The organism is Leucobacter komagatae, assembly GCF_000834055.1.
GTDB classification, from domain to species: Bacteria; Actinomycetota; Actinomycetes; order Actinomycetales; family Microbacteriaceae; genus Leucobacter; species Leucobacter komagatae_A.
The window spans coordinates 334,843-358,441 of record NZ_JXSQ01000001.1; the positions used below are offsets into that span (position 1 = coordinate 334,843).

The following is a 23,599-nucleotide window of genomic DNA, read 5'->3' on the forward strand; positions in this document are numbered from 1 at the left end:
GTTCCCCTCGTCCGGTGTGCTCTCTGTGTAAACAGCCTAGAATCAGGACATGGGAAACACGCCGAGAGTTGAATTCTATTTCGATCCAATCTGCCCCTGGTGCTGGATGACCAGTCGCTGGGCGCAGGAAGTATCTGAGGCTCGAGGGTTTGAGATCATCTGGCATCCAATCAGCCTGAAGATCATCAACGAGGGCAACGCGGACGATTCGCACGCTGACGGACACCTGATGGGGCACCGCTTTGGGCGCGTCGTCGAGGCCGCGCGGGTCGCAGCGGGTGAAGGGGTCGTTGGTCGGCTCTACGAGGAGATCGGCACACGCGTGCACCCGGGTGGTCGCGATGACGCTGACGCGATCATCTCAGAAGCGCTCGCAGCAGCAGGGCTCGATCCCGCGCTCGCGGAAGCGGCCGACACGGACGCGAGCGACGCGCAGCTTCGCGCGAACACGACGCACGCGCTCGAGATCGCCGGGCCCGACGTAGGGGTCCCGATCATTTCGATCGACGGTGTCGCGTTCTTCGGCCCCGTCGTCACGCCCGCCCCGACCGGCGAGATGGCGCTGCGACTGTGGGACGGCATCGCAATGGCTGCGAGCGTGCCTGGCTTCTACGAGCTCAAGCGTGGGCGCACCGTCGGCCCGCAGTTTGGCTAGGCTTAACCTCATGCGTATTCACGTCGCCACCGACCATGCCGGCCTCGAGTTCAGTCAGCAGCTGCAGCAGCACCTGCGCGATCGCGGATTCGAGGTGATTGACCACGGTCCAGCGGAGTATGACGCGCTCGATGACTACCCCTCGTTCTGCATCAACGCCGCCCTCGGGGTTGCTCGCGACGAGCGTGACGGTGTCGAGGCGCTCGGCGTCGTATTCGGCGGTTCGGGCAACGGTGAGCAGATGGCTGCGAACAAGGTCGCTGGCGTGCGCGCAGCGCTCGTATGGAGCGAGTCGACCGCGACGCTCGCGCGCGAGCACAACAATGCAAACGTCATCTCGATCGGTGCACGCCAGCACGACGTCGCAGACGTGGTGAAGTTCATCGACCTCTTCATCGATACGCCGTTCCCCGGTGACGAGCGCCACGTGCGTCGCATCGCGCAGCTCGCCGAGTTCGAGCAGACCGGCGACATCGCCGGCAAGCAGGTCGACGCGCGCTAACCATGCCTGAGGGTCACTCCGTTCACCGCATCGCGCGGCAGTTCGCAGCGAACTTTGTGGGCTCGGCACCAATCGTGTCGAGCCCACAAGGGCGTTTCGTCGAGGGCGCCGCAGAAATCGACGGCCGCAAGATGCTCGATGCGCGCGCGGTGGGCAAGCAAATGTTCCTCGAGTTCGAGGGAGACAGGTGGCTCAGGATCCACCTCGGCATTTACGGGGCATGGGACTTCTCTGGCGAAGTGCGTGTCGACCCGTCGATCCAGATCCATGGGCAGACGCCGGGCCACTCCAAACTTGGCCAGACCGGCGAACACGTCGGCAGCGGCACAAAGGGAAGCGATGCGCTTCGTGACGGCGTCGTAGATAGCCTCGGCGAGGACTCGGTGAAGTCGATCGGGGCACCAAGGCGCACCCGGGTTCGGATGGCGGAATCAGACAAGGAAGGCGACTTCCTTGAGTCCTTCCCGCCCGAGCCCGTTGGCGCGGTGCGGGTGCGGCTGCTCAACGAGACCGTGTGTGCGGATCTGCGAGGCCCGACCGCGTGCGAGGTGCTTACGCCCGCCGAGGTGAATCGCGTGATCCAGCGCCTCGGTCCAGACCCCGCCAACGCGGACAACGCGGTTGAGCGTGAACGTTTCGTCGAGCGCGCCGGCAAGAAAAAGACCGCCATCGGGCTTGTGCTCATGGACCAGTCAGTGGTCGCGGGCATCGGCAACGTGTACCGGGCCGAGATGCTGTTCCGTGCGGAGCTCGATCCCCACACGCCCGCGAACACGCTCGACCGGACCGTGCTCGAGGAACTGTGGGACGACTGGGCCCACCTGCTCGAGATCGGTATCACGGTCGGGCAGATGATCACGATCGACGGCCTCGTCGGCGACGCCTACCAGAAGGCGCTTGTAGACCGCGACGAGCGTCACTGGGTCTACAAGCTTGAAGGAACGCCGTGCAAGCGTTGCGGCGTGAACATCAAGCTTGAGGAGATGGGCAACCGCAAGCTCTACTGGTGCCCCGGCTGCCAGACCTGAGGTACGGCGGCCCCGCTAGCCAACCGAGGCAAGCGCGAACGGGAGTACCGCGGGGGCTCCTGCGAGGCGGAGTGCGCGCGACGCGACCGTGAGCGACCAGCGGCTATCGACAAGGTCGTCGACGAGGAGGAGCGGCCCGGGGGCCTGAGCGACGGTGGCGGCGAGATCTGGCGAGACACCCCAGCGATCCCACACCGAGGCGAGCCGAAACGCGCTATTGCCGCCTGGGCCAGTGGCCGCCCTTGTGCTGTCGAGCTCGAGCGTGCCGAGCAGGGGGAGCTTACCGCGTTCGGCGATGAGTGCCGCCGTGCTCGCAATGAGTTGTGGCCTGCTCAACGAGGGCATTGCGACCACGCCAACGGGGCGCTCCTCCCACGGCCAATCGCGGAGCGTCGCAAGCACTGCGGGCACGAGTGCGGCAGGGAGAACCTGATCAGGCGCTCCCGCTGCGAACAACTCGCGGAGCGTGCCGCCCCAGCCGAGATCCGTCAGTCGGGCGATCGCGCGCCCGGTCTCGGCTCGCTCGGTGACCGGGATCCGCCCCTTGACAGGTACTCCGCGCCGGTCGGCACCAGTCGGCCACTGCCCACGCGCCTCGACAGGGACGCCAGACGACTCCAACCGGCTCGACGCCTGCGCGGCCGCCTCTCCAGAGACCTCGGTCGGGTACCAGGGGCCAGCACACACGTCGCAGCGGCCGCACGGGGCGGCGGACGGGTCATCGAGCTCCCGCTGCAGGAGTTCCATACGGCAGGTCGCGCCGCGTTCGTAGGTGATCATCGCCTCCTGTTCAGCCTCGCGGGCGGCAGCGATCCGCTCGTACCGCTCCGCGTCGTACTGCCACGGTGCGCCAGTGGCGACCCAGCCGCCGGAGACCCGGCGCACCGCACCGTCGACGTCGAGCACCTTGAGGAGGAGTTCGAGCTGTGTGCGTCGCAGATCAACGCGGGCCTCGAGCGCGGGAGTCGAAAGCGGCGTGCCGTCAGGAGCGCCGAGGGCCTCGATCACCGCTGCGGCCCGCTCAGGGTCTGGCATCGATGCGGTAGCGAAGTAGCGCCAGATCGCGGCGTCCTCAGATCCGGGGAGCAGGAGCACGTCAGCGTTCGCGCTGCCGCGCCCGGCACGACCCACCTGCTGGTAGTAGGCAACGGGGGAGGAGGGCGCGCCGAGGTGCACGACGAAACCGAGATCCGGTTTGTCGAAACCCATGCCGAGCGCGCTCGTCGCGACGAGCGCCTTCACCTCGTTGTGCTTCAGCGCGGTCTCGAGTCGCTCACGCTCCTCGGTATCGGTGCGGCCCGTGTACGCGACCGCGTTGATCCCGGCCTCGCGGAGCAGCAGCGCCGTGTCTTCGGCCGCTGAGACGGTGAGCGCGTAGACGATGCCGCTGCCCGGGAGGTCTCCGAGGTGCGCGATGAGCCACGCGAGCCTGGCCTTCGCCGACGGCAGGCTCAGACTCCCGAGCCGAAGCGAGTCTCGGGCGAGTGAACCGCGGAGCGTGAGCACGTCATCGCCGAGTTGTTCCTCGACGTCTGCAACCACGCGGGCGTTCGCGGTCGCCGTCGTCGCAAGCACGGGCACATCGCGTGTGAGCCCGGCGAGGAGTGCGGCGATGCGGCGGTAGTCGGGCCGGAAGTCGTGACCCCAGTCGGAGATGCAGTGGGCCTCGTCAATCACGAGCAGGCCCATCCTGCCGAGGATCCCAGGGAGCTGCTGCTCGCGGAAACGGGGGTTGTTCAGCCGTTCGGGGGAGACGAGGAGGACGTCTATCTCGTCTCGGCCAAGTCGATCCTCGATCTCGCTCCACTCCTCGGCGGTGGCGGAGTTGATGGCTGCTGCGCGCACCCCGGCCCGCTCGGCAGCTGCGACCTGGTCGCGCATGAGCGCGAGCAGCGGCGATACCAGCAGCGTCGGGCCGGCGCCACGCGCGCGCAGCAGCGCGGTCGCCACGAAGTACACGGCCGACTTGCCCCAGCCCGTGCGCTGCACGACGAGGGCCCGCCTTCCGTCATCAACGAGCGCGCTGATTGCCTCGAACTGTCCGGGGTGGAACTGCGCCGTCGGCGCGCCGGTGAGCTGCCGTAGAACCGCGAGGGATTGCTCGTGCGTTGGCTGCGCTTGTGTGGAGCCGGGGTGCGTGGGCTGCGGGTGACTGTCCATGCCTCCGATCATCGCAGAGGCCTCAGACGAATCGCCCGAACGCGAACGCGAACCCGGCCCGAACGCGGCCACGGCACGAACGCGGCCACGGCACGAACGCGGCCGCGGCACGAACCCGGCCACGGCCGCCCGCTCGTGCGTTGGGCGCCATGCGTTGCGATTGTCGCGGTTAGAAGTCAGCGCTGCCCGAGCCAAGCCAGAGCAAGTAGAGGTAGCGCACGTACGGAATGAGCCAGTCAATCACTACGATTGCTCCGAGCGCGAGCGAAGCGAAGGCGACGGCGCCGCCGATCCCGAGTCCCCAGGCCGTCAGCTTCGTCTTGGGGCTGAGCGGCTCGAGCGGATCCACCTCGACCTCTTCGAGGCCAAGTTCTCGCACGTCGCGGACGTCTGCCGGGCTACCAGCCCCGCCGGCGGCTTCGATCGGCCCCCGTGTCCGAAGGGCTTGCTCGTTGGTTGCTGCCGCGGTGTGCTCGTCCTTCATAGTCGCAGTTTAGCTGCCGAAGGGGCGCAGAGCCGAGGAGGCGGGCTGAGTTCACCGAATCCTGACCCGACAGGCCAGCAGATATCGGGTGGGAACGCCGCCGGCAGAGAATTCTGTGGCATAATAGATCCTTGTGCCACGGTGCGAATCTGCCGCAAGGGTTTCGCACTCACCGTGAATGCACGCAAATACTTTGAAAACATATTCCGTGTACCGACTTGCGGCGGGCACAGAGAGAGATCATCATGCAGAAGCTCGACCACGTCGATGCCCCGTCGCTCAAGAGCGACATTCCCGAGTTCCGCGCAGGAGACACCGTCAAGGTGCACGTGAACATCGTCGAGGGTAACCGCTCGCGTATTCAGGTGTTCCAGGGTGTTGTTATCTCGCGCCACGGCGAGGGCGTTCGTGAGACGTTCACCGTCCGCAAGATCAGCTTCCAGGTGGGTGTGGAGCGTAAGTTCCCCGTTCACTCGCCGACGATCGAGCAGATCGAGGTTGTTTCCCGCGGTGACGTTCGCCGCGCGAAGCTGTACTACCTCCGTGGCCTCACCGGCAAGAAGGCGAAGATCAAGGAGAAGCGCTTCGCTTAATAGCGTTTCGTTTTCCGTTCAGGCCCCCCGCTGCTTCTCAGGCTGGGGGCCTGAATTGTCGATACTGTAGGGGATACCGTGCGCGCTTCGCACGCGGTCCGCGACTGAAGAATGTGAGCCAGGTATGAGCGAGACTGCGGAGCGGCGTCGGGGAGGCCTACTTGGCTTCCTGCGGGATCTCCTGATCATCCTGGTGGTCGCGTTCCTCATTTCGTTTCTTCTGAAGACGTTCCTTGTGCGGAGTTTCTACATCCCCTCTGGATCAATGGAGCAGACGCTGCAGGTCAACGACCGGATCCTCGTGAATCAGCTCGTGCCGGACGTCGTAGGCGTGGAACGCGGAGACATCGTCGTGTTCCAGGATCCGGGCGGCTGGTTGTACCCGAAGGCGATGGCGACGACGCCAACCTCCTTCGAAAAGGTGTTGCAGGCTGTAGGCCTCGCGGCTGACACAACCCACGACTATGTCGTGAAGCGCGTCATCGGCGTCGGCGGCGACCGCGTGACCTGCTGTGACGCGAATGGTCGCATTGAAGTAAACGGTGTGCCGCTGAATGAGCCGTATATTGTCATCCCCGAGGGCAAGACGAAGGCGTCCGAGATCGATTTCGACGTCACGGTCCCCGAGGGCTCGGTGTGGGTGCTCGGCGACAACCGCTACGCAAGCAAGGACTCGCGCTACAACCAGGATCAGCCTGGAAAGGGCTTCGTGTCCGAGTCGGAGATCGTCGGGCGTGCGTTCCTGCTGAATTGGCCGCTCGACCACTTCGGCTGGCTCGGCCGGCCCGATGCCACCTTCACCGGAGTTGAAGAGGCCCGTGCCCAGTAGTGCGGTGAGCAAGGACCCGACGCTCGACGTTGAGCTTGACTGGTTTTCGCGCGGCACACAGGTGGTTATTGGGCTCGACGAGGTCGGCCGCGGCGCGATCGCTGGGCCAGTCGCGGTTGGTGCGCATGCGGTGGCCGCGGGGATCGGCGAGTTTCCAGTTGGCCTCAGAGATTCGAAGCTGCTGAGCGAGAAGAAGCGCGAGGCCATTGCCCCGCTCGTTGCTCAGTGGGGCACCGGTGCCGTCGGTTTCGCGACGGCTGCCGAGATCGATGAGCGGGGCATTACGGCCATGCTGGGGGAGTCCGCGAGGCGTGCGCTGCTCGAGCTGCACGCCGCGGGGGTGGCCGTGGATCGCGCGCTCATCATTCTCGACGGCTCACATGACTGGTTGAGTCCGGTGCTGCGGGCGCCGTTGAATATCGTGACGCGCGTGGGTGCGGATCGCCAGCGCGCGAGCGTCGCTGCCGCCTCTGTCGGTGCCAAGGTGGCACGCGACGCACTGATGCGCGAGGCCCATGAGGCGCACCCGCACTATGCGTGGGCGTCCAACAAGGGGTACGGCGCCGCCGCACACTACGCGGGCATTGCTGAGCACGGGCTCACTGACCTGCACCGCAAGACCTGGGTGAAGTAGCCTCGAGCGCGCCCGAATGGCCGCGTATCGGCCCAGCCGGTAAGCTTGAATTCGTGAGTACGCGCTCGAATATTGCAGATGCTCCCATCGGGGTATTCGACTCGGGCGTTGGGGGGCTTACCGTTGCGCGCGCGATTCGGGATCAGCTCCCGAACGAGTCGATTCTCTACGCGGCAGACACGGCGCACACACCCTACGGGCCGCGCCCGCTTGAAGAGGTGCGGCGCCTCGCGCTCGGGATCCTTGACGGGTTGGTCGAGTCCGGCGTGAAGATGCTGGTAATCGCCTGCAATACGGCCTCGGCCGCTGTGCTTCGTGAGGCCTCGGACCGCTACGACGTGCCCGTCGTTGAGGTCATCGGTCCGACGGCGCGCAGCGCACTCTCGATCACCCGCAACGGCAGAATTGGGCTCATCGGGACGACCGCGACGATAGCCTCCGGTGCCTACAACGTGCACTTCGCCGAACGGCCCGACGTGACGTTGTCCGCTCAGGCGTGCCCCCGGTTTGTTGAACTCGTCGAGGCAGGCCAGACAAGTGGTGAGGAAACGCTGAGCATCGCTCAGGAATACCTCGGGCCGCTGGTCGCTGAGCGGATCGACACGCTCGTGCTCGGATGCACACACTATCCGTTCTTGCGTGGCGCGATCCGTCAGGTCGTCGGGCCGGATGTTGCGTTGGTGTCGAGCGATATCGAGACGGCGAACCTGGTCTTTGAGGAGCTCACTGAGCACGGACTATTGCGTGACCCAGAGGCCGGGCCTCCCACGATCCGCTACGAGACGACCGGCGGTGACACGAACGAGTTTGTTCGGCTCGCCAGGCGCATGCTCGGGATCGGCGGAGACACGCTCGAGACTGTCGTCAACGGTGGTGACGCGAGCGAGACGTCTCGCGTGCCCCACACCCACACCACTTCTGCTTCTCACACTTCAGACCCCACACTTTCTTCGGAGGAAACATGACCGAACTCACCCGTGTTGACGGACGTACGCCAAGCGACATGCGCGAGGTGACCATCGAGCGCGGCTGGAGTGGTCAGGCTGAGGGAAGCGCGCTGATCTCGTTTGGGAACACGAAGGTGCTCTGCACCGCCTCGTTCACCCCCGGTGTGCCGCGCTGGCTCATGGGCAAGGGAACCGGCTGGGTGACCGCCGAATACTCGATGCTTCCGCGTTCGACGAATGAGCGCATGCAGCGCGAGTCGGTGCGCGGCAAGATTGGCGGTCGCACCCATGAGATCTCCCGGCTGATCGGGCGGAGCCTCCGCGCGATCATCGATACGAAGGCGCTCGGTGAGAACACCGTCGTTATTGACTGCGACGTGCTGCAGGCCGACGGTGGAACCCGCACGGCATCGATCACTGGAGCGTACGTTGCGCTCGCTGACGCGGTCGAATGGGCCCGCTCGAACGGGCACATCGCGCGCAACGCGAAGCCGCTCATTGACACGGTTGCCGCTGTTTCGGTCGGGATCGTTGGGGGAGTCCCCGTGAGCGACCTGAACTACATCGAGGACTCGGGCGCCGAGACGGACATGAATGTTGTGGTGACGGGCACCGGTGACTTTGTCGAGGTACAGGGAACCGCCGAGGGCACCCCGTTCAACCGCGACGAGCTCAACTCCCTGCTCGACCTCGCGCTCGTAAGCACCGCAGAGCTCACCGCCCTGCAGACCGCGGCACTCGCACGCTAGGCTGCCGCCGCTTCAGTATCGCCGCTCTCGGCACCCCCTCGTACTTCTTTGGAGCTATTCATGACACGCACTATCGTTCTCGCCTCACACAACGCGAACAAACTCGTTGAGCTGCGGGCCGTGCTCGAGCCCCTCATCCCCGGGATCGAGCTCGTCGGGTACGAAGGCCCTGAGCCCGTTGAAGACGGGCTGAGTTTTGAGGCGAATGCCCTGCTCAAGGCGCGCGCAGCCGCGGCGCACACAGGCTTGCCGGCGCTCGCTGATGACTCGGGAATTGCTGTCGAGGTTCTTGGCGGGAGCCCAGGGATTTTCTCGGCGAGGTGGGGCGGGCATGCGCGCAACGACCGTGCGAACGTGCAGCTGCTCCTTGAACAGCTATCGGACATTGCTGAGGAGCACCGTGCCGCGGGGTTTGTGTGCGCAGCTGCGCTCGTGACGCCCGAGGGGCAGGAAGTGTGCGAGCTGGGAGTGTGGGCCGGGTCGTTGCTGACGGAACCGATCGGCGAGAACGGCTTCGGCTACGATCCGATCTTCTTGCCCGAGGGGGAGCGTCGCTCTGCCGCGGAGATGCGCCCGGAGGAGAAGAACCTTGTCTCCCACCGCACCAGGGCATTCACGCAGCTCGCTCCGTCCATCGCGCAGTTGCTCGCTGACTGAACCCTCGAGTTCAGTCCCGCGGCCGGGCTGCGTTGCGGTGGCGGCCCGGTGATGGTGCCGCGGTGTGGTGCCTGCTTCGCGATACACTCGGCGTGAAGTCGATTCACCAGAACAATTCAATAGCCGCGTGGGCGCTATGCACGCGCGTTGTATAGAACATGCACAGAATCGTCCTCCGGTGTCTGTGCGCGATCCAAAGGTGGTTTCACAGTGACTCAACCCGCTGGCGGCCTTGTTCGGCCTGACGTGACTGAGGTAGACGCGACGGCGATTGCGAGCGACCACTACGGGGTCGACGTCGTGGCTCGAGAGCTTGGAAGTAACCAGGATCGCAACTTTGTCCTGGAGGCCGCGGACGGATCCCGCACCGTCCTCCGCGTGGACCACCCAGTGTTTGCCGACTCCGCAAGGGAAGCGCAGCACCTCGCGCTCGACGCCTACCGGGTCGCCGGCGTATCTGTCCCTGCAGTGCTGCCGGGCGTCGACGGTGAGCTCGTGCAGCGGTGGGGAGCATTCGCTGTTCGCCGCAGCGAGTTCATCGCTGGCGAGGCGCTCGTCGACTGCGGCTACCTCGCGCCAGGCGTGATCCGTGAATTCGGCGCCCTCGCTGCTGCCTCGGTGAATGCCCTCTCCGAGCTCGACCACGCTGGCCTTGAGCGCGAACACATGTGGGACATGCGTGTCGCGCACGCTGAGACGCTGCGACTGGCCGCCGCGATCGCTGACGAGCGTCTGCGTGCCCGAGTGCTCAGTGCGGCGGAGGAGGCGCAGCGCGCCCTCGATCCACTCGTTGATGCGCTGCCGGTACAAGCGATCCATGGCGACCTCACCGACGACAACGTTGTGGGGATCAGGGGCGATGACACGCGGCTGCACCCTCACACGGTGCTCGACCTCGGCGACCTCTCATACGGCTGGCGCATTGCTGAGCTCGCAGTGACAACCTCGTCGCTACTGCACCACGAACCCGACCGTCCGCTGCGCGTGCTTGGCGCCCTCGACGCGTTCCACGCCGCAGCGCCGGTGAGCGTGCCCGAGGCTCGCGCCGTCTGGCCGCTGGTGGTGCTGCGAGCTGCGCTGCTCGTGGCGAGCGGCTGGCGACAGCTCGAAATCGATGGTGACAACGACTACGCGCGGGATCGCGTCGCAGGCGAGCAGGCCATTTTTGATGCCGCGACACTTTTCCCCCTCACCGAGATGACGGAGCAGGTGCTCGCGCGCCTTGGCTTCATTGGGGAGCCAGGCGCCGCAGGCGGGCTGCGGCTCCAGGCTGCACCGTCGGTCCCTGTTCCTGCCGCACCCACCGGGGCCGCCCAGGAGCCTGAGCCAGCGAGCAGCGCACCGTCTCCCGACGGTGGGCAGCAGCCGGTGTCCACCAACGCTCCACTGCGCCCGCTGCGATCCCTGCTTCCCGAACTTGCTGGTGAAGTGCTGATCCTTGACCCGGGCGTTGAAGCCGCAGAGCTCGATGCAGGATCCTGGCTCGCATCCGACGCTGAAACAGATCTCGTCGATGACGCGTTCGTGAAGGGAGCGGCGGCCGCCGTATTCCCGTACGGGGTATACCGACTCACCCGCACCCAAATCAACGCGGTGAACGCGGGCGAGACCTGGCCGCTCGGCACCGAGGCCTGGGTTGCGCCGGGCGTCGCGCAACAGGTCACTGCACCGCTCGCAGGTTCGGTCGTCGCCGTCACAGGCCGTGGGCTGCTCATCGATGCGGGATCCGGTTGGTTCGTGTCGATTGATGGGGCGGTTCCGCACGTGGCCGCCGGCGACACGGTGCTCGTTGGCGAGACCATTGGTTCGCTCGAAGCTTCCGACGATCCGCGACCGATCGCCTTCATGCTGTGCCGAGCAGACGCCGTATCTGGGCTCTCACCGGCAATCCTGTCGGTGGGGCAGCCGCAGGAGGGGCGTGCCCAGTTCGTCACCCCCGAACGGGCAACGGCCTGGCGGAGGCTCACCCAGGATCCGGCGCAGCTGCTCGGCCTGCCCGCACTCGCGCAACGCGACGAAGCCGGCGACGAGCAGGCGCGGCGCGAGGGCATCTTCGCGAGCGCGCAGGAACGCTACTACGAGGCGCCCATGCAGATTGAGCGCGGATGGCAGCATCACCTCGTTGACACCACGGGGCGTTCATACGTTGACATGGTGAACAATGTGACGGGGCTCGGGCACGGCCACCCAGGCGTTGCCGAGGCGATGAATCGCCAGATCCGCATCCTGAACACCAACTCCCGGTTCCTGTATCGCGAACTGGCGGAGTACAGTGAGCGCCTGCTTGCGCTCCTGCCTGCGGAATCGGGCCTCGACACGGTGTTGCTCGTGAATAGCGGATCTGAGGCGGTGGACCTTGCGCTCAGGCTTGCCCAGGCGGCCACGGGTCGCAAGACCGTTGTCGCACTCCGCGAGGCCTACCATGGGTGGACCATGGCGAGCGATGCGGTCACGACGAGTGCCTACGACAACCCCTTCGCCCTCGAGAACCGCCCAGACTGGGTGCACGTCTCAGATGTTCCCAACCGCTTCCGCGGCAGCTATCGCGGCGATGCGGGAGATACGAGCGTCGGGCAGCGATACGCGGCAGACCTTGGGGAGGATCTCACGCGCCTCGCCGCGGACGGACGTGATGTCGGCGCGTTCATCTGCGAGTCGGTACTGGGAAATGCGGGCGGCGTGCTGCTCCCGGAGGGATACCTCGCCGATGTGTACGCCCGCGTGCGCGAGGCCGGCGGGCTGTGCATCGCCGACGAAGTGCAGGTCGGGTTCGGGCGGATGGGCTCATCGTTCTGGGGCTTCGAACAGTCCGGCGTGATCCCCGACATCGTGACGATCGCGAAGCCAATGGGCAACGGGTTCCCGATCGGTGGCGTTATCACCTCGAAGGAGATCGCCGACGCGCTCGCGAGCCAGGGCCAGTTCTTCTCTTCGGCCGGAGGCAACCCGCTGTCGTGCCGGGTCGGCATTGCGGTGCTCGACGCGATGCGCGATGAGGGATTGCAGGAGAACGCGGCAGTGGTTGGAGCGAGGCTCGCCGCAGGCTTCCGTTCGCTCGCCGAAAGCCACGGCATCGTTGGCCCGATCCACGGCGAGGGCCTCTACCTCGGCGTGGAGCTCGTGCGCGACCGCGAGACGCTTGCGCCAGCGACCGCAGAGGCGGCCGCGATTTGCGAGCGGCTGCGCGAACTCGGTGTCGTCGTGCTCACAACCTCCGAACGCTCGAACGTGCTCAAGGTGAAGCCGCCGCTGACGCTCAGCGCGGAGAGCGCCGACTTCATGGTGCAGCAGCTCGACCGCGTGCTTACCGAGGGCTGGTAGCGGCTGCGGCGCTGCGACGTTGACGCGCTGAGGCGCTGAGGCGCCGCCGGGGATGAGCGTATCGGGGTGGAGCGGATCGGTGAACGAGAAGGTCGACTTTAAGACGAGCCTCGACAGTTACGGGGCGAAGCGCGGGGAGTTCCGCGTGCTCGACGTGCCTGAGCTGCGCTACCTCGCGATCGACGGGCACGGCGATCCCAACGTCTCGCCGGAATACGCCGAGGCCCTTGCCGCGCTGTACCCGGTCGCCTACAAGCTGAAGTTCGCGAGCAAGCGCGAGCTCGGCCGCGACTACGTCGTGCCACCCCTTGAGGGTCTCTGGTGGGCGGAAGATATGGCTGCCTTCACCGCGAATCGAGACAAGTCGCGCTGGAGTTGGACGATGCTGCTCCTCATGCCGCAGTGGCTCGGAGACGAAGCGGTCGCGGCCGCCGTCGCAGCGGCGGGGGAGACGACGGGCAAGAAGCGCCCGCCAGTACGGCTCGGAGAGGTTGAACTGCGCACGCTCGCGGAGGGGCGCTGCGTGCAGACACTCCACGTTGGGTCCTACGACGACGAGGCCGAGGTGCTCGCCAGGATGCACGACGAGTTCATGCCGGCCGAGGGACTCGTCTTCGCCGGCACGCACCACGAGATATATCTCAGCGATCCACGCAGGGTAGCGCCGGAAAAGCTGCGCACGATCCTTCGCCAGCCGGTTCGCGCCGCGGGCTAGTGCGGCACGAAGCTCGCTGCGGCTAAGCGGCCGCGAGCTTCGCGGCCGCGCGAACGACGGATGCGCGTCGCCGCGCGTGCTCGTCGGCGCTTTCGGGCCCGGTGATCATTCGCGCGACCTGAGGCACGGCAGACCACCAGCCTGCGAGTGCGAGCACGAGAAACATGAGCTGATCGGCCTCGAAGTCGGCGGTGACCTCGCCCGACCGCTGGCCTGCGTCGACGGCAGCGATCTTGTAGCCGTAGTGCTCACGGCGGAGCTCCTCGTCAGGCACCTCGCTGTCGAAGGCGAGCCCTTCCCAGCGCATGAGTCGGCTGAGCTCCGGGTGCTCGCGGTGGTAGTCGTAGACGCGGCCGGCGTAGTCGCCAAGTCCGGCAGCGTCGAGGCCATCGATGGGGACGTCGCGAGCTACTCGCGCAAGCTCATCCCTGAGTACGCGGGCGAAGAGCTCCTGTTTACCGCCGAAATAGTTGTACACTCGCTCCTTGTTCACGCCGGCGACCCGCGCGATCCGCTCCACCGTGGTGCCATCGGGGCCGCGCTGTGCGAACTCGGCTACGGCAGCGTCGAGGATCTTCTGCTGTGTGCCCTCGGTGTCCCAAGCCATGCGGGTGTCCTCTCGGTGTGCGGTGTGCGGTGTGCGGAGTGCGGTCTACGTTGCTGGATCTCCCCGAGGTCAGGGGTTTCCAACGCAGGCGTTGCTACTTGCCTGCAACTGTACTACGGTAATTCCCAACGCTAGCGTTGGAAAGGAAGCCATGTCAGGATCAACGCGCTCCGGAACTGGCGCCGGAAGGCCGTCGCGAGGGAATCGGGCGGCAGCGAAGCGATTGGCAGTGAACCGGCTTGCAGCTCGGCCCGCCTCTGGTTGGGTGATCCCGTTGCTCGTCTGCACCGCGCTCGTCGTGCTCACGCAGCTGTACGCTGCGATCCCGCTGATCGTGCCCGTCGGCGCGGACCTCGGCGGGGACGTCACGTTCGCCCTCTCCTCGGCGTTCAGCCTCTGCTACGCCATTGGCTTTCTCGTGTGGGGGCCGCTCGCCGACCAGTTCGGTCGGAGGCGGATCCTGCTCGTTGGACTCTGCGGACTTGCCATCGCGACGTGCGGCGTCGCTCTCGCGCAAACGGTGCCGGTGCTCGGCCTGCTCCGCAGCGCGCAGGGGTTCATCGCCGCGAGCTTCGCGCCTGTCGCCCTTGCCTACCTCTCGGAGGCGGTCGCGCCTGCGCGGCGCGGCCTCGCGGTCGGCGCGATGTCGACCGCGTTCCTCGTGGCGGGCGTGCTCGGCCAGGTTGTCCCGGAGCTCGTCGCGATACGCGTCGGCTGGCAGTCCTTCTTCCTCGGGTCGGGGGCGTTGCTCGCCGCAGCCGCCATCGGGGTCGCGCTGTGGGCGCGGGAGCCGCGACGGGGCGCCGACGGCGACAACCTGCCGCGTAGGTTCGTGCGCCTCGCCCAGGTCGCAGCGCGGCCGTCCGTGCTGCTGCTCGCCCTCGCACACGTGACACTGTTGCTGTCGCTCGTTGCGATGTACACGGCCCTCGGCCCGCACCTCGTGCGTTTCGGGCTTGATCCTTCGCAGGTTGTGCTGCTGCGGCTCGTGGGCCTTCCCGGCATGTTCGCCTCGCTACTCACTGGTCGACTCGCGAAGCGGATCGGGGTCGCGGGCGTCGCGCGAGCGGGCTTCGCCATTGCCGGTATCGGCCTCGCATGTGAGGCGCTCCTCGTTGACTCGCTGCCGGGCACGGCGCTCGCGAGCCTCGTGTTTGTCACCGGTGTCGCGCTCGCCGTGCCAACCATGATCGGCCTGTTTGGCGAGAGCGCTGCACCCAACCGGGCGAGCGGCATGGCGCTCAACGGCTTCGTGCTCTTCGTTGGAGCGAGCATTGGGCCGCTTGCAGGCCAGCTCGACTTGAGTTTTCAGTGGCTGCTCGCTGGCCTCGCGGGTCTCATGCTGCTCGGAGTGGTCTGGCTGACGCTGTTCCGTCGTCTCAGCGCTCGACCCGCACGGGGAGAGCCGCGAACCACGCCTCCGTCTCGGCTGGCGAGCTGAGCCGCACGAGCGTGAGCTGCGGGTTCCGGGCGAGCGCATCCGGCATCCGCTCCCGCCACGCGTTCCGCGTCTTCCGCTGCCACGCGAGGATGTTCTCTTCCGGGTCCCGGCTGACGAGGCGCAGCAGGGAGCCCTCCCGGTTGCCGTTCCACAGCTCCGTGCGCCGCAGGCTGCGCGAGAGCGTACGGCGAATCAGCCTGCGCCGCGCGACGCGCCAGGGATAGTCGAGCCAAACGGCGAGCTCGGCCCGTGGCTCAAGGATCTCGCCGGCACCCTTGCTCGTGTACTGCCACTCCGTGACCCAGCGCTCGGTCGCCGCGAACCCGGCGACGTCGTCGAGGAACTCGGATCGCGGTGTCCAATTCGGTCCGTGGAAGAGGGCGTCGATCTCGACGTGGGTGAGCTGCCAACGGTCTGCCAGCCGGCGCGCGAGCGTCGTCTTTCCAGAGCCGGTGAGCCCCGCGATGAGCACGCGATCCGGCACCCGAGCGGGCATGGCCGGCGGGGAAACTGCTGGGGAACTCATAGGGAAAAGTATCTCATTTGGGACCGTGGAAGGGTTCTCGTCCGGGCGTTGGGCACGTAGATTGGGTGCACAGCTAGCCGGAACAGGCGGAACAGTCCGAAGGGAAACGCAGTGAATCACTCGCGCAGAGGCACCGGTTTTCGTGCCTTTCACCGTGCGCACGGGGTTTGTCGTTGGCGTTGGCGTGCTCGCGAGCATCGGCTTGGCCGGGTGTGGCCTGCCGTCTACGGCGCAAACGTGTGTGTCATGGGCGTCGCACGAGACGCCACAGGACGCGTTCGATGGGGCGGAGCTCGTCGTATTGGGGCGGGTCGCACCCGCGCACACGACGCGCAGCGTGTTCGGGTACCGGGCTGCCGTCCACGAGGTGAGCGTCGCGCAGGTGTTGAAGGGCGATGCTGACGCGAAGGAGCCGCTCGAGGTCGCGTCGACACCCATTACCTGCATGGGCGACGAGGTCTACCCGGAGGGCGACCCGCTCGACGTTGCGGGCGATGTCGTGCTGTTCCTCACTGACACCGAAGCCGCGGGGGAGTGGCGGCTACTCACACCCTTCGAAGGCGTGCTCGCGGCAGGGCCTGACGGCGCGCCGCCCCCGCTCGACGCCTGGTGAGCGGGGCCGCGGCAAGCGAGAGCCGCGCGCGCCCGACTACAGCCCGAGGATGGTGCGGGCGATGAGGAAGTAGATGATGAGCCCGCTCGCGTCGACGAACGTCGAGATGAACGGGTTCGAGAAGACGGCAGGATCCACCTTCACTGCGCGGGCGAGCAGCGGCATGCACCCACCAACGGCCGCGGCGAGCGTGCACACCGCGAGCAGCGTGAGCCCGATGACGAGCCCGATCTGCGGCGTGAAAGCGACCGCCGCGATCCCGAATCCCAGCGCGCCGAGCAGCAGGCCGAGCATCGCGCCAGTGCGCAGCTCCCGCGTGAGCACCCGCCAGAAGTCACGCGATGCGACGTCGCCGAGCGCGAGCGCGCGGGTGACGGTCGTCGCGGCCTGGTTGCCTGTGTTGCCTCCCGTGCCGATGAGCAACGGCACGAACAGCGCGAGCACCGTGACCTGCTCGATCGTCGCCTCGAACACCGACAGCACCTGCACGGTGAGTGTCGCACCGACCGCGAGGACGAGCAGCCAGATCACCCGGGAGCGCACGAGTGCGCCGACGGGGGTCGAAAGGTACGGCCGGCGCAGCGGCTCGGTGCCGCCCTGGCGCGCGGCGTCCTCGCTCTCCTCGTGCTCGAGGATGCGGATCGCGTCATCGATGGTGAGCATGCCGACGAGGCGGTCCTCACGATCCACAATCGGCAGCGCGAGCAGCGCGCGATCCGCACAGCGCCGCGCGGCCTGCTCAGCGTCCTCGATCGCTCCGGCGGTGTGCACGGGATTCATCATGTCGGCGACGACGATTGCCCCGTCAGCCGCGAGCAGTTCGCGCAGGCTGACAACGCCGACGACGTGCCGGGAATCGTCGAGGACGGGGATCGTGTAGACCGTCTCCGCGTCGTCGAGCCTGTCGCGTACCCGCTCCATCGTCTCGGCGACCGTGAAGTTCGCCCGCGTCGACACGTACTCGAGCGACATGCGCCGCCCGACGCTGCCCTGCGGGTAACCGAGCAGCGCAGACGTGAGCACGCGCTCCTGCTCGGGGAGCCCACGCAGCAGCCTGGTCGCGAGCGCAGCCGGCACCTCGTCGAGCAGCCACAGCCGGTCGTCGTGATCGAGATCGGTGAACAGCTGCGCGACCTCGGCGTCCTGCAACCCGTGGAGCAGGTCGCTCTGCAGTGCGGGGTCGAGGATCTCGAAGACCTCGGCGGCGCGATCCTTCGGGAGGAGCCGGTACATGACAGCGCGCTGCTTGTCGCTCAGGCGCTCGAACACCGGGATAATGTCTGGCGCGAGCAGTGGGCTCAGCTCACGCGTGATCGCGCCGAGATCGCGCGCCGCGTACAGCTGACTGATGCTAGCCACGAGCTCGTCCTGGGTCTTCGCCTGCGAAGCCCTCCCGAGGGCGGCCTTCGTCTGGGGGACCCGGACAGGGTTGGTTGGTGGCATGGTCATGGCGTCGCTCCTTCGCCGCGGGGCGCGCACACGTCAGTGACGGGCACGCAAAACAGAATGCGGGCGCGATGCGAATGCGGCGCCCGAGGGGGAGCCGGACGGCGGGTGGGCCGCTACGCCGTTGGGTGCGCGAAGCGGGCGAACACGAGATCCGGCCGAGTACTACAACTGTCACTGGTCACGGATATCACCTCACTTCAATCGAACAACCTTGTGGCAGCTCGACGCTGCCCGCACGTACCCTATCAGTGGGGAAGCGGATGCGACAAAACCGGGCGCTGCTGGGATGCGGGGATCCGCTGCCGACTAGCCGTCCTTGCGCCGCTCGCGCACGTAGAGCTGCCGGCGCACGCTCGCGACCAGGGCGCCGTCTGGGCCCGTGATCGGGATCTCGAACCACCGCAGCACCTTCGCGCCACCCTCGGCAGCCGCCCGGAGTTCGGCGACGGTCTCGGGCGGCATCTCGACCGTTGCGTGCACGGAGCCGATACCAGGGGAGACGAACTCGATCTCTGCGGCCTTGTCCCACACGACATAGTCGGGCCCGAGCTGATTGATCGACATAATCACGAGGAAGGGATCAAGCATCGAAAAGAGCGAGCCCCCGAACGCGGTGCCCATGTAGTTCGCGTTTTCGTCGGTGATGTCCATGCGGATCACCGCGCGCGTGAAGTCGTCTGCGAACTCCTCGATCGTGATGCCCTGCGTTTTGAGCGTCGGCCAGCTGTTGAACCCCTCGAGGTGTTCCGCAGCGTCTGTGCCCCTCAGTGTGATCCCGCTCATCGTGACTCCCTCGTCTCCTGCCGCTTCCGCGGCGATGAATGTGGTGGCGACCGCAGGTTTGGCGGGCGGCGCCTCACTCAGATGTACCACGAAACCTCGGCGCGACTTCCGAAACTTGTAGGGACCCGCCACTATCCTGGTGCGGTGACAGCACTTATCTGGTTTCGTGACGACCTCAGCCTCGCCGACCACGCAGCGCTACAGGCTGGGGCCGAGGAGGCAGGGGGAATCGTCGCCCTCTACGTGCTCGACGAGGAGTCGGCGGAGACACGGCCGCTCGGTGGTGCGGCGCGCTGGTGGTTGCACGAGTCGTTGAGTCGGCTGCGGGCGGATCTCGCGGCGCTCGGCATCCCGCTCGTGCTGCGGCGAGGCGCGAGCGAGCGCATCGTGGCTGAGGTCGCCGAGGAATCACGCGCGACGCACGTGTTCTGGAACCGCCGCTACGGCAGCGAGCGACACCTCGACGCGCGCCTGAAAGCATCGATGCGGGAGCGCGGGATCGACGCACGCTCCTTCCGCGGCGGCCTGCTGTTCGAGCCGTGGACGGTCGCAACCGCGACCGGCACGCCCTACCGGGTGTACACGCCGTTCTGGCGGGCGTGCCTCGCGTTGCCTGCGCCGGCCGCGCCGCTGCCCGTGCCCGAGACGCTCACCGCGGCCGCCCTCCAGCCAGCGAGCGAAGCCCTCGACGCCTGGCAGCTGCAGCCGACCCGCCCGAACTGGGCGGGCGGTCTTGCCGACCGCTGGACCCCTGGGGAAACTGCGGCCCTCGGCAGCCTCGACCGGTTTCTTGACGAGCGCGCTCCAGGCTACCGCGAGCGCAGGGACTTCCCGGCGATCGACGCGGGATCCGAGCTGTCGCCGCACCTCCGCTGGGGCGAGATCAGCCCCCGCACCGTCTGGCACAGGGCGCTCGCCGCAGCAACGGAGACGGGCGTCGACGTCGGCACATTCCTCTCGGAGGTCGGCTGGCGCGAGTTCGCCTCGCACACGCTGTTTCACCACACCGGGGTCGACCGCGCGGGAAACGCGGAGCCCGGCCTGCACGTGCGCGGCATCAACCCGCAGTTCGACGGCTTCCCCTGGCGCAGGCCAGACGCCAACGAACTTGCGGCCTGGCAGCGCGGCGAGACAGGCTTTGGCGTCGTCGACGCCGGCATGCGGGAGCTCTGGCAGAGCGGCTTCATGCACAACCGAGTGCGCATGATCACCGCGTCGTTCCTCACGAAGAACCTGCTAATCGACTGGCGCGTCGGCGAGGCCTGGTTCTGGGATACGCTCGTCGACGCGGACGCCGCAAGCAACCCGTTCAACTGGCAGTGGGTTTCCGGCTGCGGGGCTGACGCTGCGCCGTACTTCCGGGTGTTTAACCCGGAGACGCAGCAGCACAAGTTCGACCGCGACGGGGGCTACGTGGACCGCTGGGCGCCGGACTCGGTGATGCTGCCGCAGCTCGTCGACCTGCGTGAGACGCGGGTGCGCGCGCTCGCCGCCTACGAGTCGATCAAACTCGCGCCGCGCGAGCGGAGCGCCCCGTAGCCGCTCGCGCTATCGGAACAGGCCCCTCAGCCGGCGAGCGCCGCCGCAACCGCGCCCGCGACGGTCGGGTGTTCGAACGCGAAGCCCGATTCAAGCAGTGCCTCCGGCGCGACGTTCGCGTCGCTCAGCAGCAGTGAGTCGGCGGCATCGCGCCCGAGCGCGAGCCGCAGCGCCCACTTCGGGGCGGGCACAAGGTAGGGGCGGCGAAGCTCTGACGCGATCGCACGCCCGATGTCGTTCGCGCTTGCGGGCTCCGGGCCTGTGAGGTTGACCGGGCCGGTGAGCCCTTGGTCGATGACGTGGCGGATAGCCCGCACCTCGTCAGTGAGCGAGATCCACGGCCAGATCTGCCGCCCACCACCAAGCGGCCCGCTCACGCCGAGCTTCGTGAGCAAGACGAGCGGCTTGAGTACGCCCTGCGGGTGCAGGATCGGGGCGGTGCGCAGGAGCGCGACCTTCGCGTCTTGGCCGGCGCTCAGCGCCGCTGCCTCCCAGTCCTCGCTCAGGCCGGCGAGGAAGGTGGTGCCGGGGGTTGCCGCCTCGGTGAGTCGCTCGCCGGGGCGGTCACCGTAGAAGCCGACTGCTGACGCGGAGACGAACAGCGGTGCCGCCCGGCCGAGCTCGCTCACGGCCGCCGCGATCGTGCCCGTCGACAGCATGCGGGATTCAACGAGCTGCTGGCGGTAGGCGCTCGTCCAGGGGAGGCGGCCAATGCTCGCGCCATTGAGGTTGACGACTGCCGTGGCTCCCGCGAGCACAGCTGGGTCGAGGGGTTGCTCAGGATCCCAACGCACCTCGTCCTCGGCGCGCGGTTCGTGCCGGACGAGGCGGGTCACCCCAACGTCGTCGGCGCGCAGGGAGCGGACGAGCGCGCTCCCAACGAGGCCGGAAGAGCCCGAAATGACGACGTTGCCCTGACTCATGCTGCCCCCTGCGTCGATTCCCCTGGTGCACTCGGTCGTTGAGAGCTAACTCTACGGCAGAGCGGGGCTGTGATCGATGCCGGGGTGATCGATGCCGGCGTGCCGCTTGCTGGCCGCAGCGACAGCCGCGACTGTTGCGCCATTGGCAACCAACCGTAGGATTGCGGTCGTGGGGTCTCAAGGGGTGATGCTGTGGCCCGGACTGTCTGCCGCGGACGCGGACGCGTTCTTGCTGGCGAGGCTGGCGAGCTCGGTGAGTGCGGCGACGTGGGAGCGGTAGGCGCGCCTGCCTCGTGGGGTGAGTGACACCCACACTCGGCTCCTTCCCGCCCGCACCGCCCGGCGCTGCGTTACGTACCCGGCGTCGGAGAGCGAGGCCACCTGCTTGCTGAGTGCGGAGTCGGAGACCTCAAGCAGGTCCCGGAGCGCCCCGAACTCCTCCTCGGTCACCGGGTCGAGGAGTGTGCAGATGCGCAGCCGTGCGATTGGGTGGATCGTCGGATTGAGCGCTGGCGGCGCGGGTCTGTCAGTTCCCGCCACGGCTCGCCCGTCGCGCCCACGAGCTGTCCATGGCCCTACCTCCCGCGGAGACAAGCGCGAACACGAGAACCGCTGCGACGGCGGGGAGCCACCACAGGCCGTGCTCGGCGTAGAGCGCCCCGCTCAGTCCGACGAGGATACCGCCGGACAGCGCGAAGCCGATGAGTTGCAGGGTCATGGCGCCCGAGAGTCGAATCTTGCGTACGGCCGAAGGCTGCTTCCATGCCGAGACGGCGAAGATGACGAAGAGCGCGGCGAGCGGCGCCGCGTACTGCATCCAGGCGGGCCAAGAACGCGTGTATGGCATGAGGGCGTAGATGGATAGCATGCACGCGAGCATCGTCCAGTATCGCTTGGGTCGCTGCAGTCGTTCGGCGTTGAGCTCCCTCGTGGCCTCGAGGGCCGCGATGGAGTCGGCGGGTGAGGGCTCTCTTTCCATATTGGAAACACTACGCCTTGTTTTCCAGTATGGAAAGAGTGCGCACTTTACGGCAGGCGAGCGCGAGGAGCGCAGCGAACACGGCGACGTACCCCGAGGCTGAAGCTGCTGGTGAGGGTGACGGCGGTAGCGAGCGAACGGCGCAGCGCGGCCCACACGACGATGGCCGACACCGCTACCGTGCGATCGGGGCTATGGTGTGCTCCACGGTAGCATCGGCGCTCTGGCCAGCCGCGCTCCGGCCGACAGCGCGGCGCAGCGCGACGAAGAACACGATCATGCCGGCGGTGATGAGCATGTGCCCGAGGCCGGCGATACCCGAGATCATCTTCGAGGACTCCTCGCCGAGCACGGTGAGGCTGCCGTGCCAGATGAGCATCGCAGAGGTGAGCACGACGCCCGCGTTGTAGAGCCAGAAGAACCAGGCGAAGAGCTTGCGGCTTGCCGAGATCGCGAACACTTTCTCGAGCGCGAGCACGATGAGCAGCACGATGAAACCGAGCGTGAGGAGGTGGGTGTGGGCGAGCCCAAGCTGGGTGAATTGACCCTCGGGGAAGTCGTTGAGTTTCGTGAACTCGCGGTAAAACAGGCCGGAGGCGACTCCGACGAGCATGTAGATGAACGAGGCGTTGAGCAGTTTCTTCATGGTGATGTCCTTTCTGGGACGGTGTGGGTGTGACTGGAATTTGGGCGCAGCAATCACCGCTGTCGGCCGAACACACGGCGGCAGTGAGGTGAGCGGTGCGGCAGTTGTGGTGAGGGGCGCGGCAGGAGCGGGAGCGCTCGGCGGTTTTGGTGGGAGCGCGCGGCGGCCCCGCTAGATGAGGCCCATCTCGCCGGCGCGGTGGATCGCACGCGAGCGGCTGTCGACGTCGAGCTTCGTGAAGATGTGCGCCACGTGGCTCTTCACTGTCGCCTCCGTGACGAACAGCGCGCGGGCGACCTCCCGGTTCGCCGCCCCCGTCGCGAGCAGCCTGAGCACCTCAACCTCGCGCTCGGTGAGCTTCGGCAGCGGATCGCGCATGCCCTTGAGCACACGCGACGCGATGTCGGGGGTGAGGAACATGTCGCCAGCAGCGGCTCGCTCGATGCCCTCGACGATTGTCTCTGGCGCGACGTCCTTGAGGAGGTAGCCCGCCGCACCCGCCTCGATCGCGCCGAGGATCTCGGCGTCGCGGTCGAACGTCGTGAGGATGAGCACGGCCGGCGCTGGGTCGAGCGCGCGCAGGGCGGCCGTCGTCTGGATCCCGTCGATGCCGCTGCCAAGCCGGAGGTCGCACAAGACGACGTCTGGCCGGAGATGCTCGGCGAGCGCAATCGCGGCCTCCCCGGTCGCGGCCTCACCGACAACCGCGACACTCGCCCCCGTGTCGAGCACGGCGCGGAGCCCGCTGCGCACGACCGGGTGGTCGTCGACGAGCAGCACGGTGATGGTCATGAGGTCTCCTCTGGGCTGGTTGGTTCG

General features: G+C 67.2%; 25 protein-coding genes. 14 read left to right on the forward strand and 11 right to left on the reverse strand.

Annotated elements, in window-relative coordinates; all coding sequences use genetic code 11:
* Positions 1-49: 49 nt before the first annotated feature.
* From SD72_RS01550 to SD72_RS01560, 3 genes are read left to right on the forward strand one after another with little or no spacing between them, the layout of a single operon-like run.
* Entirely contained in the window at positions 50-655 is a 606-nt protein-coding gene (locus tag SD72_RS01550) for a mycothiol-dependent nitroreductase Rv2466c family protein (RefSeq protein WP_042542631.1), read from the forward strand.
* 10 nt (positions 656-665) lie between these two features.
* The gene (locus SD72_RS01555) at positions 666-1,157 is read left to right on the forward strand and encodes a ribose-5-phosphate isomerase (protein WP_042542632.1); all 492 of its coding nucleotides are present in this window, start codon (positions 666-668) and stop codon (positions 1,155-1,157) included.
* Positions 1,158-1,159: 2 nt separating this feature from the next.
* Positions 1,160-2,185 (forward strand): Fpg/Nei family DNA glycosylase, encoded by a 1,026-nt coding sequence (locus SD72_RS01560; protein ID WP_042542633.1) that lies wholly within the window; start codon positions 1,160-1,162, stop codon positions 2,183-2,185.
* A 15-nt stretch (positions 2,186-2,200) separates the two neighbouring features.
* On the opposite strand, the gene SD72_RS01565 is transcribed toward SD72_RS01560, so the two are convergent.
* Positions 2,201-4,345, reverse strand: a complete 2,145-nt coding sequence (locus SD72_RS01565) for a RecQ family ATP-dependent DNA helicase (protein ID WP_042542716.1) — start codon at positions 4,343-4,345, stop codon at positions 2,201-2,203.
* A gap of 169 nt (positions 4,346-4,514) precedes the next feature.
* The gene (locus SD72_RS01570; protein ID WP_042542634.1) at positions 4,515-4,829 is read right to left on the reverse strand and encodes a hypothetical protein; all 315 of its coding nucleotides are present in this window, start codon (positions 4,827-4,829) and stop codon (positions 4,515-4,517) included.
* A gap of 245 nt (positions 4,830-5,074) precedes the next feature.
* Between SD72_RS01570 and rplS the strand changes: the two genes are divergently transcribed.
* From rplS to SD72_RS01610, 8 genes are all read left to right on the forward strand, one after another.
* Entirely contained in the window at positions 5,075-5,422 is a 348-nt protein-coding gene (gene rplS, locus SD72_RS01575) for a 50S ribosomal protein L19 (protein WP_042542635.1), read from the forward strand.
* 124 nt (positions 5,423-5,546) lie between these two features.
* Complete coding sequence (gene lepB, locus SD72_RS01580; RefSeq protein ID WP_042542636.1) at positions 5,547-6,251, forward strand: signal peptidase I; 705 nt, start codon at positions 5,547-5,549, stop codon at positions 6,249-6,251.
* Positions 6,211-6,885 carry a ribonuclease HII gene (locus SD72_RS01585; RefSeq protein ID WP_042542717.1) on the forward strand — a complete coding sequence of 225 codons (675 nt, stop codon included), beginning with the start codon at positions 6,211-6,213 and terminating at the stop codon, positions 6,883-6,885. Before lepB ends, SD72_RS01585 begins: the two co-directional genes overlap by 41 nt.
* 71 nt (positions 6,886-6,956) lie before the next feature.
* Positions 6,957-7,850, forward strand: a complete 894-nt coding sequence (murI, locus tag SD72_RS01590; RefSeq protein WP_084766678.1) for a glutamate racemase — start codon at positions 6,957-6,959, stop codon at positions 7,848-7,850.
* Positions 7,847-8,581 (forward strand): ribonuclease PH, encoded by a 735-nt coding sequence (gene rph / locus SD72_RS01595; RefSeq protein ID WP_042542637.1) that lies wholly within the window; start codon positions 7,847-7,849, stop codon positions 8,579-8,581. Before murI ends, rph begins: the two co-directional genes overlap by 4 nt.
* 60 nt (positions 8,582-8,641) lie before the next feature.
* Positions 8,642-9,238 carry an RdgB/HAM1 family non-canonical purine NTP pyrophosphatase gene (gene rdgB / locus SD72_RS01600; RefSeq protein ID WP_042542638.1) on the forward strand — a complete coding sequence of 199 codons (597 nt, stop codon included), beginning with the start codon at positions 8,642-8,644 and terminating at the stop codon, positions 9,236-9,238.
* 210 nt (positions 9,239-9,448) lie between these two features.
* Positions 9,449-12,559 (forward strand): aminotransferase, encoded by a 3,111-nt coding sequence (locus tag SD72_RS01605; RefSeq protein ID WP_042542639.1) that lies wholly within the window; start codon positions 9,449-9,451, stop codon positions 12,557-12,559.
* 52 nt (positions 12,560-12,611) lie between these two features.
* Positions 12,612-13,274: a GyrI-like domain-containing protein gene (locus tag SD72_RS01610; RefSeq protein ID WP_042542640.1), complete on the forward strand. Its 663-nt coding sequence runs from the start codon at positions 12,612-12,614 to the stop codon at positions 13,272-13,274.
* Between the two features lie 22 nt (positions 13,275-13,296).
* Here the strand turns inward: SD72_RS01610 and SD72_RS01615 are convergent, their stop codons facing one another.
* Entirely contained in the window at positions 13,297-13,881 is a 585-nt protein-coding gene (locus tag SD72_RS01615) for a TetR/AcrR family transcriptional regulator (RefSeq protein WP_042542641.1), read from the reverse strand.
* Positions 13,882-14,110: 229 nt separating this feature from the next.
* Between SD72_RS01615 and SD72_RS01620 the strand changes: the two genes are divergently transcribed.
* Positions 14,111-15,322 (forward strand): MFS transporter, encoded by a 1,212-nt coding sequence (locus tag SD72_RS01620; RefSeq protein WP_198141818.1) that lies wholly within the window; start codon positions 14,111-14,113, stop codon positions 15,320-15,322.
* Here SD72_RS01620 and SD72_RS01625 read toward each other — a convergent pair.
* Positions 15,261-15,848 (reverse strand): AAA family ATPase, encoded by a 588-nt coding sequence (locus tag SD72_RS01625; protein ID WP_232299601.1) that lies wholly within the window; start codon positions 15,846-15,848, stop codon positions 15,261-15,263. The two genes, SD72_RS01620 and SD72_RS01625, sit on opposite strands and share 62 nt — an antisense overlap.
* 142 nt (positions 15,849-15,990) lie before the next feature.
* Here SD72_RS01625 and SD72_RS01630 point away from each other — a divergent pair, with 142 nt between their 5' ends.
* Entirely contained in the window at positions 15,991-16,461 is a 471-nt protein-coding gene (locus SD72_RS01630) for a hypothetical protein (protein WP_042542644.1), read from the forward strand.
* Positions 16,462-16,497: 36 nt separating this feature from the next.
* Here the strand turns inward: SD72_RS01630 and mgtE are convergent, their stop codons facing one another.
* Together mgtE and SD72_RS01640 are read right to left on the reverse strand one after the other, a co-directional pair.
* Positions 16,498-17,910, reverse strand: coding sequence for a magnesium transporter (gene mgtE, locus SD72_RS01635; RefSeq protein ID WP_232299602.1), 1,413 nt, complete (start codon positions 17,908-17,910; stop codon positions 16,498-16,500).
* 306 nt (positions 17,911-18,216) lie between these two features.
* Positions 18,217-18,693: a PaaI family thioesterase gene (locus tag SD72_RS01640; protein WP_084766668.1), complete on the reverse strand. Its 477-nt coding sequence runs from the start codon at positions 18,691-18,693 to the stop codon at positions 18,217-18,219.
* 144 nt (positions 18,694-18,837) lie between these two features.
* Between SD72_RS01640 and SD72_RS01645 the strand changes: the two genes are divergently transcribed.
* Entirely contained in the window at positions 18,838-20,232 is a 1,395-nt protein-coding gene (locus tag SD72_RS01645; RefSeq protein WP_042542645.1) for a cryptochrome/photolyase family protein, read from the forward strand.
* A gap of 26 nt (positions 20,233-20,258) precedes the next feature.
* Here the strand turns inward: SD72_RS01645 and SD72_RS01650 are convergent, their stop codons facing one another.
* The 5 genes from SD72_RS01650 to SD72_RS01670 all read right to left on the reverse strand — a co-directional run bounded on the left by SD72_RS01650 (position 20,259) and on the right by SD72_RS01670 (position 23,572).
* A complete protein-coding gene (locus tag SD72_RS01650; protein WP_042542646.1) occupies positions 20,259-21,155 on the reverse strand; it encodes a TIGR01777 family oxidoreductase in 897 nt (298 codons plus the stop codon).
* 177 nt (positions 21,156-21,332) lie between these two features.
* On the reverse strand, positions 21,333-21,695 hold the full coding sequence (locus SD72_RS01655) for a transcriptional regulator (RefSeq protein WP_042542647.1): 363 nt from the start codon (positions 21,693-21,695) through the stop codon (positions 21,333-21,335).
* Entirely contained in the window at positions 21,682-22,134 is a 453-nt protein-coding gene (locus SD72_RS01660) for a hypothetical protein (RefSeq protein WP_042542648.1), read from the reverse strand. The genes SD72_RS01655 and SD72_RS01660 overlap by 14 nt, the downstream gene beginning before the upstream one ends.
* A 175-nt stretch (positions 22,135-22,309) precedes the next feature.
* Positions 22,310-22,780 carry a DUF2871 domain-containing protein gene (locus SD72_RS01665; protein WP_042542649.1) on the reverse strand — a complete coding sequence of 157 codons (471 nt, stop codon included), beginning with the start codon at positions 22,778-22,780 and terminating at the stop codon, positions 22,310-22,312.
* Between the two features lie 171 nt (positions 22,781-22,951).
* Positions 22,952-23,572: a response regulator gene (locus SD72_RS01670; protein WP_042542650.1), complete on the reverse strand. Its 621-nt coding sequence runs from the start codon at positions 23,570-23,572 to the stop codon at positions 22,952-22,954.
* Positions 23,573-23,599 lie beyond the last annotated feature (27 nt).

Excerpts from the sequence above, each read along its gene's own strand:
- SD72_RS01560 (WP_042542633.1), top strand. The coding sequence starts at position 1,160 with ATGCCTGAGGGTCACTCCGTTCACCGCATCGCGCGGCAGTTCGCAGCG.
- SD72_RS01660 (WP_042542648.1), bottom strand. The coding sequence starts at position 22,134 with ATGGAAAGAGAGCCCTCACCCGCCGACTCCATCGCGGCCCTCGAGGCC.
- rdgB (WP_042542638.1), top strand. The coding sequence starts at position 8,642 with ATGACACGCACTATCGTTCTCGCCTCACACAACGCGAACAAACTCGTT.
- SD72_RS01550 (WP_042542631.1), top strand. The coding sequence starts at position 50 with ATGGGAAACACGCCGAGAGTTGAATTCTATTTCGATCCAATCTGCCCC.
- SD72_RS01665 (WP_042542649.1), bottom strand. The coding sequence starts at position 22,780 with ATGAAGAAACTGCTCAACGCCTCGTTCATCTACATGCTCGTCGGAGTC.
- SD72_RS01615 (WP_042542641.1), bottom strand. The coding sequence starts at position 13,881 with ATGGCTTGGGACACCGAGGGCACACAGCAGAAGATCCTCGACGCTGCC.
- SD72_RS01585 (WP_042542717.1), top strand. The coding sequence starts at position 6,211 with ATGCCACCTTCACCGGAGTTGAAGAGGCCCGTGCCCAGTAGTGCGGTG.
- SD72_RS01625 (WP_232299601.1), bottom strand. The coding sequence starts at position 15,848 with ATGAGTTCCCCAGCAGTTTCCCCGCCGGCCATGCCCGCTCGGGTGCCG.
- SD72_RS01650 (WP_042542646.1), bottom strand. The coding sequence starts at position 21,155 with ATGAGTCAGGGCAACGTCGTCATTTCGGGCTCTTCCGGCCTCGTTGGG.
- SD72_RS01610 (WP_042542640.1), top strand. The coding sequence starts at position 12,612 with ATGAGCGTATCGGGGTGGAGCGGATCGGTGAACGAGAAGGTCGACTTT.
- SD72_RS01640 (WP_084766668.1), bottom strand. The coding sequence starts at position 18,693 with ATGAGCGGGATCACACTGAGGGGCACAGACGCTGCGGAACACCTCGAG.
- rplS (WP_042542635.1), top strand. The coding sequence starts at position 5,075 with ATGCAGAAGCTCGACCACGTCGATGCCCCGTCGCTCAAGAGCGACATT.
- rph (WP_042542637.1), top strand. The coding sequence starts at position 7,847 with ATGACCGAACTCACCCGTGTTGACGGACGTACGCCAAGCGACATGCGC.
- SD72_RS01555 (WP_042542632.1), top strand. The coding sequence starts at position 666 with ATGCGTATTCACGTCGCCACCGACCATGCCGGCCTCGAGTTCAGTCAG.
- SD72_RS01565 (WP_042542716.1), bottom strand. The coding sequence starts at position 4,345 with ATGGACAGTCACCCGCAGCCCACGCACCCCGGCTCCACACAAGCGCAG.
- mgtE (WP_232299602.1), bottom strand. The coding sequence starts at position 17,910 with ATGACCATGCCACCAACCAACCCTGTCCGGGTCCCCCAGACGAAGGCC.
- lepB (WP_042542636.1), top strand. The coding sequence starts at position 5,547 with ATGAGCGAGACTGCGGAGCGGCGTCGGGGAGGCCTACTTGGCTTCCTG.
- SD72_RS01670 (WP_042542650.1), bottom strand. The coding sequence starts at position 23,572 with ATGACCATCACCGTGCTGCTCGTCGACGACCACCCGGTCGTGCGCAGC.
- SD72_RS01570 (WP_042542634.1), bottom strand. The coding sequence starts at position 4,829 with ATGAAGGACGAGCACACCGCGGCAGCAACCAACGAGCAAGCCCTTCGG.